Origin of the sequence: Dialister sp., from assembly GCF_051885895.1 — a bacterium.
Taxonomy (GTDB): domain Bacteria; phylum Bacillota; class Negativicutes; order Veillonellales; family Dialisteraceae; genus Dialister.
In genome coordinates, this window is the sequence record NZ_JBJEXP010000043.1 from 37,950 (window position 1) to 50,261 (window position 12,312).

Here is a 12,312-nt window from a genome sequence, read left to right on the forward strand (position 1 = left end):
AAAGGCTTTTTCTGATTCATAGCCGGTGGTATCAAACCGCTTAAATGGTATGGGCAGAACCAAGAACAGCTTCAATCTTGTGCATGACCATCTGCTTAACAGCAGCTCTGGCCGGTTTCAGATAATTTCTGGGATCGAAGTTGGAAGGATCCTTATAGAGAGCTTCCCTGATGGCACTTGTCATAGCCAGACGGATATCGGTGTCGATATTGATTTTGCAGACTGCCATGGTGGCTGCTTTTCTCAGCATGTCTTCCGGCACACCTTTGGCACCGATAACTTTTCCGCCGTACTGATTGCATTTTTCTACAAATTCCGGAATAACGGTGGAAGCGCCATGAAGAACGATAGGATATCCGGGAAGAAGTTTTCCTACTTTTTCCAGACGTTCATAGTCCAGGTAGGGGTCGCCCTTATATTTATAGGCGCCATGGCTGGTACCGATGGCAATAGCCAGAGAATCGCAGCCTGTACGTTCTACAAATTCAGCAGCCTGGTCAGGATCGGTGAAAATAGCATCTTTGGCATCTACGCTAACCATATCTTCTACACCGGCCAGACGTCCCAGTTCTGCTTCCACAACTACACCCTTATCATGGGCATATTCGACGATCTGCCTGGTAACCTTTACGTTTTCTTCAAAAGGATGCTTGGAGCCGTCATACATAACGGAAGAAAAGCCGCCGTCAATGCAGGCTTTGCAGATTTCATAGGAGGAACCATGATCCAGATGGAGAGCCGTAGGAATTTCAGGATAATCCTGAAGGGCAATTTTGACAAGGCCTACGATGTATTCCTGGCCGGCATAATTGCGGGCACCTTCAGAAGCCTGGAGAATCACCGGGGATTCTTCTTCCTTGGCAGCTGCCATAATGCCCTGGATGATTTCCATGTTGTTCACATTAAAAGCTCCGATGGCATAGTGGCCTTCATAGGCTTTTTTAAACATTTCAGTTGTTCCTACAAGCGGCATAGTGATAACCTTCCTTTCAAACAGATTGGTATGAAATAAATGCATGAGTTTCAAGAGTTTATGCATCAATCTAATTTCATTATACTGAATGAGCCTCGGGATTTCCACCGAAAATTGAAGAGGATTTTGGAAAGGCGAAAAAAGTGGAGAACGAAAGCAGCATCATGGAATCAGGGCAGTCGACTGCGGCAGGATCCGTACCTTGTGCAGCAGGGAAAAATTCCGTTTCTTCTGCGGCTGTTAAAGTACAGGAGAAAATATGGGAACGAAAGTCAGGGCTCATCCATCAGTCTGTGCCGGTCTGATTTATGGACCTATCCATTCTTCAGCGATATATTCCTTTTTTCTTACGATTTACCGGACGGTATGGCGCTTTCCTTTTAATTTTTTTATAAAATTTCATCATTTTTCATTCTGTATATGGTAAAATGATAGGGTGCAGTAAACAGCTTTCATAAGGCTCGGAAATCACAGGTTTCTGTGTCATTTCCTGCCGGAGTAGGAGGACAGGATGGCAAAGGATTATTCTTTCGATGTTGTATGCCGTACAGATTTACAGGAAGCACAGAATGCGGTGAATCAGGCGGCCCGTGAAATCGGCACCCGTTATGATTTCAAAGGAAGCAGGAGCTCTGTGTCTCTTGAGGATGGACATATTACACTGATTGGTGATGATGATTTCAAGCTTCGACTGGTCAGAGATATTTTAAATACCAAACTGGTCAAAAGGGGCATTTCCCTGAAGAATATTCAGGAAGGGAAAAAGGAGCCTGCCGCCGGCGGAACAGTCCGCCAGGTCCTGGAACTGCAGAATGGTATTTCTTCAGAAATGGCGAAGGATATTGTGAAGCGGGTGAAGGCTTCTAAAATTAAAGTGTCTGCTAAAATTAATGGGGATGAAGTGAGAATCAGCGGCAGGGATAAGGATGCACTGCAGGCGTGCATTGCATTCCTGAAACAGCAGGATATTCCAGCTGATCTTCAGTTTGTCAATTACAGATAAGAGATGAAGGGATTATGAAACCAGAGGAAATGATTGGCAAGGTACTGCGCGAGGGGCATACCACCGGTGCTACGGCAGCAGGGGCTATGAAAGCGGCAGTGCTTGCCATGAGAGGAGAATTTCCCCAAACGGTAACAGTTTTATCGCCTCAGCGGCAGGAAATAGTGATTCCTGTAGAGTCCGCCGAGGGAAATGAGAAAAAGGGAAGCGCTACCTGCCTTAAAGATGCAGGAGATGACCTGGACTGTACTAATGGAACGCCTATCGTTGTGACGGTGGAGCTGAAAGAAGAGCCGGGCATGGAACTGAAGGCAGGAAAAGGAGTAGGGATTGTGACCCGTCCGGGACTGCAGGTGCCGGTGGGAAAACCGGCCATTAATCCCGGCCCTCAGATCATGCTGCGCTATGTGTATGAAGAGTTTTTCGATAAAAACCAGGGCATTACGGTAACAGTGAGCATTCCCAAAGGGGAAGAGCTGGCTAAACAGACACTGAATCCTGCCATCGGAGTCAAGGGCGGGATTTCTGTCCTGGGGACTACCGGCATTGTCAAACCTATGAGTGAAGATGCCTATAAGCGTTCACTGGCACCCCAGGTGTCGGTGGTATGGGCATCAGGATTCCGCACAGCAGTGCTCTGTCCCGGAAGAATCGGGGAAAATGCGGCCAGAATCATGGGAATTCCGTCGGAGGCCATCATTGAAACCAGTAATTTTATCGGATTCATGATGGAGCAGTGCATAGCAGTCGGATTTGATAAGATGCTGCTTATCGGCCACATGGGAAAACTGGTGAAAGTAGCATCCGGCAGTTTTCATACCTATAACCGGAACAGCGACGGCCGTATGGAAACTATGGCTGCCTATGCCGCTGTTAATGGGGCCTCTCCTTCTGTGGTGAAGGAAATCATGGACTGCAATACCACAGACGGCGCGGCCATTATCCTTCACCGGGAGCACCTGGACATGGTATATGGGCAGATGGCGGAACGGGCCCAGGTTCGTTCCGAAAGGTATATCTTCGGGAAAGCGAAGGTAGGCGTCATTTTTGCTGCCATGGACGGTACCATTCAGGCTGTGAGCAGTCATGCAAAGGAGATTTTGAAGGAAAACAAATGGATCATACATTAATCGTAGCAGGTATCGGTCCCGGAGGCCGTGACTATATCCTGCCGAAAGCCCTTTTCGCCATAGAGAATGCCCGTTATCTGGTAGGCGGGAGACGGGCACTTCATGATTATGCCAAAGAAGGGCAGGAGACCTATCCCATTACAGGAAAGCTTTCCCTTTTGGCAGAATGGCTGGAAGAGAAGATTGTCCTGAATGATGTGGTGGTCATGGTGAGCGGGGATCCCGGCTTCTACAGCCTCCTTCCATGGCTGAAAAAGAAATTCCCGAACAATCCGGTGAAGGTGATTCCCGGCATTTCTTCCGTACAGGCAGCTTTCTGCCTGATTTCAGAACCCTGGCAGGGCGCTTTATGGCTTTCTTTCCATGGCCGTATACCGGATGAAAAGGATACAGCCTATGAAAAAGGGAAGAAACTGGCATTTTTAACAGATTATGAACATAATCCGGCTTTTATTGCCGATTATCTGATAAAGCATGGATGGCCGCAGTCAGCCAAAGCAGCTGCCTGTGAACATATTTCTTACGAGAACCAGCATGTCTCACAGTCTTCTTTGCAGGACATGGTTTCTCTTTCCGGTTTTGGTGAATCAGTAATGGTGGTGATAGGGTAAGATGCAGAGATTTGGTATTCGTGATGAGGAGTTTATTCGGGGAAAGGTACCGATGACAAAGGCAGAGATTCGCGCCATGGTAATGGTCAAGGCGGGAATCTGTCCAAAGGACAGGGTGGCCGACATCGGTGCAGGCACGGGATCCATTTCCATTGAAGCTGCTTTGGCGGCTTCGGAAGGAGATGTGTATTCCATAGAAAAAAATCCGGAAGGCATTCGGCTCATTGAGGAAAACGCCGAAAAGTTCGGAGTGAAGAATATCCATGCCATCGAAGGCGCAGCGCCGGAGGCCATGGATGGTCTGCCGCCGCTGGATGTAATGATTATCGGCGGATCCAGCGGGAATATGCATGAAATCCTGGATCGTGCAGAGGCGCTTCTTTCCAGGGGCGGCCGCATTGTGCTGACAGCAGTGACTGCTGAAACCACAGGCGAAGTGGTTCGGGAATTTGAAGGACGTCCTTTCCGGCTGGAAGGATTCCAGATGCAGGTCAACAGGCTCAGGAAACTGGGACGGTATCATTTATATGATCCGCTAAGTCCTGTTTTCATATTTACCGCAGAAAAAATTTGAGGAGGATTATCATGGGGAAACTTTATTTCATCGGTGCCGGTCCGGGAGATCCTGAACTGATTACTGTGAAGGGACAGCGCCTGATTGGTGAAGCTGATGTGATTATTTATGCCGGCTCTCTGGTGAATCCGGAGATTCTGAAGTATGGAAAAGAAGGAGCCGAAATTTACAACAGTGCCACCATGAACCTGGATGAAGTGCTTCAGGTAGAGATAGAAGCACTGAAGCAGGGAAAGATGGTTGCCCGTGTCCATACAGGCGATCCTGCCATTTACGGCGCCATCCAGGAGCAGATGGATGGTCTTCGGGCCGCCGGTATTCCCGATGAAGACTTTGCCGTGGTACCGGGAGTAAGCTCTTTCCTGGCTACGGCAGCTGCTTTAAAACAGGAGTATACTCTTCCCGGTATTTCGCAGACCGTCATTATTACCCGTATGGAAGGCCGTACACCGGTACCGCCGAAGGAAAAGCTGTCTCTTCTGGCAGCCCATCAGGCTACCATGTGCATTTTCCTTTCTGTCCATGCCATTGAAAAGGTTATGGAAACCCTGAAAGAAGGGGGGTATCCGGGGGATACACCGGTGGCCATTGTTGCAAGGGCTACCTGGCCGGATCAGCGGATTTTCCGCGGTACCATCGACACAATTGCCGATATCCTGCATAAGGCCGGTGTGGTGCGCCAGGCCATGATCGTAGTAGGAAAAGTACTGGATACGGATTATGATCTGTCCAAACTGTATGACAGCAAATTTACCACCATGTTCCGCAAAGGAACGGATGAAAAATGAAGTACGCAGTGATTTCAGTCTCCAAGGAAGGGGCCATGCTTGGCACCCGGGTGAAATCGGGGATTTCCGGAGAAGGAACGCTGTATGAGAGAAAAGGCGCAGAAAGCGGGGAAAAGGCAGAGTATTTCAACCGCACCCTGGCACTGACATCGGATATCTTTACCCGGTATGAGGGGCTCCTCTACATCATGGCCTCCGGCATTGCGGTACGGGCCATAGCTCCCCATGTGGTGAGCAAGGCTTCTGATCCGGCGGTGCTGGTGATGGATGAATGTGGAAAGCACTGCATTTCCCTTCTCTCCGGCCATCTGGGCGGAGCCAATGCCTGGGCTCGGGAAGTGGCGGCAGCAGTGGGAGCGGATCCCGTGATTACCACTGCCACCGATGTCCATGCAAGGAGGGCGCCGGATGATATGGCCAGGGAGCTGATGATGCGGGTAGAGCCTTTAGGGGCTTTAAAGCCGGTCAACAGTTTCATTGCGGAAGGAAAGAAAGTGGCCTGGTTCCTGGATAAGGATACGGAAGGTGCAGCATCCATCGCACAGAGGCTTTCGGAAAAAGGGATTTCTTTCCTGCCTCTTTCGGATCTTCCTGAAGAAGAATTTGACGGATGTGTCCTGATTTCCAATCATCCCATCCATGTAGACAAGCCTTTTGTAAGACTCATACCTAAAAATCTCTATGTTGGCATAGGCTGCAAACGGGGAACCCCGGAAGCGCTCATTGAAGCGGCTTATAAAAAAGCTCTTTCCATGGCCAATGCCTATGATTATCAGGTGGCATCTCTGGCCAGCGTGGATGCCAAGGCCGATGAGAAAGGCCTTCTCGACTTTGCTTTGCACCATCATCTTCCCATTCATTTCTATAAGGCAGAGGAACTTAGGAGCATAGCGGAAGATTTTGGTTTACCGATTTCAAAATTTGTAGAAAACACGATAGGAGTGGGGAACGTATGTCAATCAGCAGCGTTAATGGAATCAATGAAGGGAAAAACGCTTCTGCCGAAAACGAAGTTTGCAAGTGCCACGGTGGCCATTGCTCTGGGATTATCCGGGTCATCGGTATCGGGCCGGGACATGAAGAGGAAATGACACCCAAAGCAGTCCATGCTTTGGAAGATTCCAATATCATCGTAGGATACAATACCTATATTGCTCTGGTAAAAAATCTCATCGGTGACAAAGAAGTCGTGGGGAACGGCATGCGTCAGGAAGTAGACCGCTGCCAGAAGGCAGTGGATCTGGCTGTTGAAGGCAACCGGGTAGCTGTTATCTCTTCCGGAGATCCCGGAGTCTATGGCATGGCCGGACTGGTACTTGAACTGCTCCAGAAGGTTCCTGAAGATCAGAGACCATCCTGTGAAATTATTCCCGGACTGACTGCGGCCAATACGTCAGCAGCAGCTTTAGGTGCTCCCCTTATGCATGATTATGCGGTGATCAGCCTGTCAGATCTTATGACTCCCTGGGATCTGATCAAAAAAAGAGCCCGTCTGGCGGCGGAAGGAGATTTTGTTATAGCCATTTATAACCCCAAAAGCCGGGGCCGTGCTACATACCTTGATCAGATCCGGGATATCGTACTTCAATTCCGTAAACCGGAAACACCGGTAGGCATTGTGAGAAAGGCAGGCCGTCCGGGCATGAGTGTCACAGTGACAAATCTGGAAAAACTGCCGGAAGCGGAAGTGGATATGCAGTCCACCGTTATCATCGGCAACAGCAATACCTATGTAGCCGACGGCATCATGATTACACCAAGGGGGTACAAAGTTTGATCTGGATTATTTCCGGTACACAGGACGGCAGGGAAATCGGCGCAGAACTGGCAGACCGGGAAATGGCAAAGCCGGAAGGCAGCCGCCGTGAAATCCTGATGACCGTGGTAAGCCAGTATGGAAAAGTGCTGGCAGCCCATAAGGGCCTTGATATTGAAGTAGGCCGTTTCAAAAAAGAAGATATGGTCCGAGTTATCAGGGAGAAAGGCGTGACCCTGATCCTGGATGCCAGCCATCCCTATGCGGCTATTGTTTCTGAAACAGCCTTTGAAGCCTGCCGGGAAACAGGCATAGATTATGTGCGCTATGAACGGGCGGAGATTCCTCTTCCCGATTACGATAAGCTTCATCATGCTGCAGATGAATATGAGGCGGCCAAACTGGCCGGCAGCCTGGGGAAGAGTATTCTCCTTACTACCGGGTCCAAGACGCTTCCTGTTTTCGTTCACGAACCATCCCTTCAGGATAAGACCATCTGGGCCAGGGTGCTTCCTGTGTCCAATGTGATTAAAATGTGCGAAGACCTGGGGATGAAGGCCAAGAATATTCTGGCCATCCAGGGGCCTTTTTCCTATGAAATGAATCTGGCCATGATTCATGATTATCACTGCGATGTGATGGTTACAAAGAACAGCGGCCTGATTGGCGGCAGCGACACTAAACTCAAAGCGGCCATGGATGCCGGTATTTCCGTCATCGTTATTGACAAGCCGAAAGCAAAATTAACAGGCGTTCCGGTATTCAGCAGTACCGAAGACGTTCTGCATTATATGGAGGAACATTATGGATTTTATAAAAAACCCCAGAGCCATTGAAGAAAAAAGCATGGATCTTATTGATCCGTTTATCAGTGATATTGATCTGACTCCGGAAGAAGTAACAGTATACTCCCGCATGATTCATGCTTCCGGCGATGTGGACTACGGCCATCTTATCCGAACCAGCAAAGGTGCGGTAGAAGCAGGTATCAAAGCTCTGGCCGGCGGCTGCAGTATCTATTGTGATGTGAATATGGTCAAAGCAGGCATTAATAAAAGAGCTCTGGCCGCTCTTGGAGGAGATGTATTCTGCCGTGTGGCAGATCCGGAAATTGCCAGAATTGCCAAAGAAAAGAACATTGCCCGCTCCATGGCAGCCATGAACTCTTTCGGCACAGATCTGAACGGCTCTATCATTGCCGTAGGCAACGCGCCCACTGCTCTCTATGAAGCCATCCGCATGGTAGAGGAAGACGGCATCCGTCCTGCTCTGATCATCGGTATTCCTGTAGGGTTTGTAGGCGCAGCCGATTCCAAGGAACAGCTGGTAAGACGTGCTCCCTGTCCGTACATCACTGTAAGAGGAACCAAAGGCGGCAGCTCCATTGTAGCCTCCTGCGTCAATGCTCTGATGTACAATCTGGTAAAGAGAGACAATATGCTTTACGTGCAGGGGAAGAAATAAGCTCAGAAGGCTGGTGAGCACCGGGGGAGCTGACGGCCAAATGGGGCGCAGTCAAACCTCAGTGACTAGGGAGCCGTCACCTTTCTTCCTGGTGGAATGATGAAAATCATCTTTTTTCATAACTTGAAGCAGTCATGTACTTTTTATTTTTCTCTTGTATTAATATCAAGAGATGCTATAATTAAATAGTACTGATATTTTGACGTTATTCTATTAAGGAAATACTGACTGGATTTTTGGATTAATCGGCTTTTCCTTAAGGAAGCAGTGAGTGATTGAAAGAATCAGCACTGCTTCCTTTTTTATTATGTTTCCCTGACGAAGGAGTGGGTGTATGGAAGAGAAAAGAAACGAGACGGGGAAGAGTAAGGGTCTGCGTATATTGATTATCTTTATATTTGCTGCCTTTACCGTATTTGCCATGGTTTTCAGCCTTATATTCGGTTCGGCGGATATTTCCTTTAGCACCATTATGCATACGCTTTTGGGAAATGTGGAAACCACCGATGAAATGGTCATTTGGAATATCCGGTTCCCAAGAAATATCGTAGGGGCTCTGGTAGGAGCCAATCTGGCCGTCTCCGGCGCTATCCTGCAGGCAGTTATGAAAAACCCTCTTGCTGATCCGGGCATTGTAGGTGTTTCCAGCGGCGCAGGGCTGGCAGGGGTTATTATGCTGATTTTCATGCCGGAGGCTTCACTGCTTCTTACACCGGTGGCTTTTGTAGGAGCCATGCTTTCCGCTGCTGCTGTGTATGCCCTGGCCTGGAAGAACGGGATCCGTCCCAGCCGTATTATTTTGGCTGGCGTAGCCGTCAGTGCTTTTCTGGGAAGCGGTATTTCCGCTCTCCTCGTCTTCTATTCTGATAAAGTACAGGGGGCCCTCCTTTGGATGGTGGGAGGACTTTCTGCCAGAAGCTGGCCTCAGGTGGAAGCACTCTTTCCTTATACCGTATTAGGCCTGGTTCTTGCCCTGGCCGGATGTAAGGCACTGACCATACTGAGCCTGGGGGATGAAACCGCCCGGGGGCTTGGCGTACCGGTAGAGAAAGTGCGGTTTTCTATGACCGCCGTAGCGGCCCTGCTGGCAGCCGGGGCTGTCAGTATTGCAGGACTGATTGGATTTGTAGGCCTTGTGGTGCCCCATATTGTCCGGCTTATTATCGGCACGGACTATAAGTATGTAGTGCCCGGCTCCGCCATATTGGGAGCAGGGGTTCTCGTATTCTGCGATACTCTTGGACGTGTCATGTTTTCACCGATTGAAATACCGGCCGGCATTATCATGGCCTTTCTGGGAGCCCCCTTCTTTCTGTATCTGTTAAGGAGGAGTGCATGATGAATCCCATTGATCAAGATATAGCTATCAAAATTTCAGATATTCATGTATCCTTTGGCAGTCATCATGTCCTTCGCGGTGCCAGCGGCATCATCAGAAAAGGGAGCATTGTAACCTTTCTGGGACGAAACGGCTGCGGTAAGTCTACTCTGTTAAAGACAGTCACCGGCAATCTGAAGCCGGATAAGGGATCCATAGAAATTGCAGGAAAACCGCTGTCATCCTATTCAGCTAATGAACTGGCACGGGTAGTGGCATTTCTTCCCCAGTTTCATGACGTACCAAAGGATATGACCGGTGAAGAGCTGGTTTCCTGCGGCCGCTATCCCTATCAGCACTGGTGGAGCGGCGTTTCCACCAAAGATCGGGAAGTGGTGGCGGAGGTCATGGAAAAAACAAATACCACCCATTTGAAAGACCGGCTGGTTGCCAGCCTTTCCGGCGGCGAAAGACAGAGGGTATGGATCGCCATGGCTCTCGCCCAGGAACCGAAAATTCTGATTCTGGATGAACCTACCACCTATCTGGATATTTGCCATCAGCTGGAAGTGATGGAACTGGTATCCAAACTTAACAGAGAAGAAAACCTGACGGTAGTCATGGTCCTTCATGAAATCAATCAGGCTGTCCGTTATTCTACAGATCTTCTCGTTTTGGAAAACGGAGTCATTAAACGGCATGGTCCCCCCATGGAGGTCATGACCCATGAAGCAATTGCGGAAGTATTTGATGTAGATGCAGATGTAGAAATGCGGAAGGGAAGACCTATGATCTGCATTAACGGTCTGCTGGAAAAATAAGGACCTTGGAGTCTCCGGGAAGCCAAAAATAGACGGGTACTGTCAGCTCAGGTTTAAGAAAGCCTGAACTGACAGTGCCCGTTCTTTTTAGGAAAAACTTCTGCCTGGAACGATCATGACAACTGAAGTTCCTGGACTTCTTTAACTATGAAGAAATGGATTTCCTGTGTATTTGACAAGATATCCTGGTTTTTAAGGTTATTTGATGATCCTGTGGAGATCCATAATTCAGTTTTTACTCTATTATCCTTAATTTTCCGAACCTTCACATGGTGGAAAATAGTTTCGATCTGACGCTTACACAGTATCACTTAAATGACTTAAGCGATAAATTTAAAATCCTGATATTTTATTTCTCCATAATCGCATCAATGAGAGCTTCTATATGAATCTCCATGGTATTCAGCAGTGGTATCGGGGTGGCGCATTTCTCGAACAGCAGGGGCAGTTCTGTACAGTCTGGAATGACGGCTTCAATCTGTTCTTCTTTTTTCATGCGTTCCATGATTTTTAATATATGTGCAGTTGTCTGTCTGCTGATGATTCCCATTTCCAGCTCATTTAAGATGTGGTCTGCAATATAGGCCTGTTCTGCTGCATCTTGGGTAATGACCTCTATCCCTGCCTTACGAACAAGGGGATTTAAAGAAATCTGTTTCCATAGCAGCGGCTGTTCCCATCAGGCCTAAACAATGGTAAGCCGCATCGTTTAGCTTCGGTACAGGCAGTTTCCACTATGCTTATGAGTGGAATGGGAGACCTTTTTGGCAGGTCATAAAATACAAGGCGATCCGTATTACAGGTCAATGCACCTATTTCAGCACCTGCTGCTGCCAGGTTAAGAATACCTGATAAAAGATAGTCTGTTAGGCCCTCCGTATCTCCCATGCTGCTCATACGTTTTACCTCAAAGCAGTTGAGACTTTCAATGGTCAGTGGAGGAAGGAGGGGTTTGCCTGCCCGGTTCATGACACCATTGACAATACCTCTGTAATAGAGAATCGTAAATTCCGGTCCTACGCCACCGATTAAACCTAACTTCTTCATATTTTCCCCTCCTGTAATATATAATAATGACAATTCGACAGAAATATCTGTTTTTCAGAAAATAAATTCTCATCACGGTAGAGCCGAACAAAATACAACTCTGTGAGGTATCTGAAAAGGAGTATCCAGTATTTTTTCCTTTATACTATCTGGGATTTTATTTTCTTCATTTCCTGACATTCAGAAGACAATCACGCAATCCCTTTCTATGCAGGAAATTGTCAAGGAAGTACAGGGGTTAAAACGGGAATTATCCGAATTGGAACGCTGTCTAGTATTTCCTGTCACTGGTTGCCCCCTTTAATTCGTGCTTTTGGAGAGCAGTATCCTGATGTAGAATTTATACTGCATCAGGGGGATAATAATTTGATCCCTGAATGGGTACGAACCGGAGAAGTGGATTTTGGTTTTGTGAATATGCGTGTATACAATGGGATGGCAGTCTTCCTGAAAGAGGGAGAATACCGGGCACTCTTGCCATAAAATCATCCCTTGGTATCACAGGATCATGTTACCCTGAAACAGCTTGCCGACGAGCCTTTTCTTGTAATTGAAGAAGGAAGTCTCAGCCGCCCTCTGGAAGCCTTTCGGGAAGCCGGGCTGGCTCCCAAAGTGCGACTCCGTATGCATGACGACTATTCTATCCATGGTAGAGCTTGAACTGGGAGTCAGTATTTTGGCCGGAACTGGTGCTGTGAAAAACAAATTATCATATTGCGATTAGGCCGATTGTGCCGGCTGTTAAACGAAAAATGAGATTTATTGCTAAAAATGCAAATGAACTTCCTTTGGCAGGTAAGTATTTTATCCATTTTATGATGGAGCAT

14 protein-coding genes and 1 pseudogene are annotated in these 12,312 nt (G+C 48.0%); 12 read left to right on the forward strand and 3 right to left on the reverse strand.

Going from position 1 to position 12,312, the window contains the following annotated elements; genetic code table 11:
• Window positions 1–40 precede the first annotated feature (40 nt).
• On the reverse strand, window positions 41–973 hold the full coding sequence (fba, locus tag ACI4N7_RS04150) for a class II fructose-1,6-bisphosphate aldolase (RefSeq protein WP_439732105.1): 933 nt from the start codon (window positions 971–973) through the stop codon (window positions 41–43).
• Between the two features lie 511 nt (window positions 974–1,484).
• Between fba and ACI4N7_RS04155 the strand changes: the two genes are divergently transcribed.
• The 11 genes from ACI4N7_RS04155 (at window position 1,485) to ACI4N7_RS04205 (ending at window position 10,438) form a co-directional block, all read left to right on the forward strand.
• Entirely contained in the window at window positions 1,485–1,976 is a 492-nt protein-coding gene (locus tag ACI4N7_RS04155; RefSeq protein ID WP_439732106.1) for a YajQ family cyclic di-GMP-binding protein, read from the forward strand.
• 14 nt (window positions 1,977–1,990) lie between these two features.
• Window positions 1,991–3,106 (forward strand): cobalt-precorrin-5B (C(1))-methyltransferase CbiD, encoded by a 1,116-nt coding sequence (cbiD, locus tag ACI4N7_RS04160; protein WP_439732107.1) that lies wholly within the window; start codon window positions 1,991–1,993, stop codon window positions 3,104–3,106.
• Entirely contained in the window at window positions 3,091–3,717 is a 627-nt protein-coding gene (gene cbiE / locus ACI4N7_RS04165) for a precorrin-6y C5,15-methyltransferase (decarboxylating) subunit CbiE (RefSeq protein ID WP_439732108.1), read from the forward strand. The genes cbiD and cbiE overlap by 16 nt, the downstream gene beginning before the upstream one ends.
• A gap of 1 nt (window position 3,718) precedes the next feature.
• Complete coding sequence (cbiT, locus tag ACI4N7_RS04170; RefSeq protein ID WP_439732109.1) at window positions 3,719–4,291, forward strand: precorrin-6Y C5,15-methyltransferase (decarboxylating) subunit CbiT; 573 nt, start codon at window positions 3,719–3,721, stop codon at window positions 4,289–4,291.
• Between the two features lie 11 nt (window positions 4,292–4,302).
• Complete coding sequence (gene cobM / locus ACI4N7_RS04175; protein WP_439732110.1) at window positions 4,303–5,079, forward strand: precorrin-4 C(11)-methyltransferase; 777 nt, start codon at window positions 4,303–4,305, stop codon at window positions 5,077–5,079.
• Window positions 5,076–6,170 (forward strand): cobalt-precorrin 5A hydrolase, encoded by a 1,095-nt coding sequence (locus tag ACI4N7_RS04180; RefSeq protein WP_439732111.1) that lies wholly within the window; start codon window positions 5,076–5,078, stop codon window positions 6,168–6,170. Before cobM ends, ACI4N7_RS04180 begins: the two co-directional genes overlap by 4 nt.
• Window positions 6,167–6,856, forward strand: coding sequence for a precorrin-3B C(17)-methyltransferase (cobJ, locus tag ACI4N7_RS04185; protein WP_439732112.1), 690 nt, complete (start codon window positions 6,167–6,169; stop codon window positions 6,854–6,856). Before ACI4N7_RS04180 ends, cobJ begins: the two co-directional genes overlap by 4 nt.
• Window positions 6,853–7,671: a precorrin-6A reductase gene (gene cobK, locus ACI4N7_RS04190; protein WP_439732113.1), complete on the forward strand. Its 819-nt coding sequence runs from the start codon at window positions 6,853–6,855 to the stop codon at window positions 7,669–7,671. Before cobJ ends, cobK begins: the two co-directional genes overlap by 4 nt.
• Window positions 7,640–8,299: a precorrin-8X methylmutase gene (locus ACI4N7_RS04195; RefSeq protein ID WP_439732114.1), complete on the forward strand. Its 660-nt coding sequence runs from the start codon at window positions 7,640–7,642 to the stop codon at window positions 8,297–8,299. The genes cobK and ACI4N7_RS04195 overlap by 32 nt, the downstream gene beginning before the upstream one ends.
• 334 nt (window positions 8,300–8,633) lie before the next feature.
• Window positions 8,634–9,638 (forward strand): FecCD family ABC transporter permease, encoded by a 1,005-nt coding sequence (locus tag ACI4N7_RS04200; protein WP_439732115.1) that lies wholly within the window; start codon window positions 8,634–8,636, stop codon window positions 9,636–9,638.
• A complete protein-coding gene (locus ACI4N7_RS04205; RefSeq protein WP_439732116.1) occupies window positions 9,635–10,438 on the forward strand; it encodes an ABC transporter ATP-binding protein in 804 nt (267 codons plus the stop codon). Before ACI4N7_RS04200 ends, ACI4N7_RS04205 begins: the two co-directional genes overlap by 4 nt.
• Window positions 10,439–10,787: 349 nt before the next feature.
• Here the strand turns inward: ACI4N7_RS04205 and ACI4N7_RS04210 are convergent, their stop codons facing one another.
• Window positions 10,788–10,943: a hypothetical protein gene (locus ACI4N7_RS04210; protein WP_439732117.1), complete on the reverse strand. Its 156-nt coding sequence runs from the start codon at window positions 10,941–10,943 to the stop codon at window positions 10,788–10,790.
• 137 nt (window positions 10,944–11,080) lie between these two features.
• Complete coding sequence (locus tag ACI4N7_RS04215; RefSeq protein ID WP_439732118.1) at window positions 11,081–11,485, reverse strand: aspartate/glutamate racemase family protein; 405 nt, start codon at window positions 11,483–11,485, stop codon at window positions 11,081–11,083.
• A gap of 252 nt (window positions 11,486–11,737) precedes the next feature.
• On the opposite strand from ACI4N7_RS04215, the pseudogene ACI4N7_RS04220 reads away from it, so the two are divergent.
• Window positions 11,738–12,145, forward strand: a pseudogene (locus tag ACI4N7_RS04220) (LysR family transcriptional regulator substrate-binding protein).
• Window positions 12,146–12,312 lie beyond the last annotated feature (167 nt).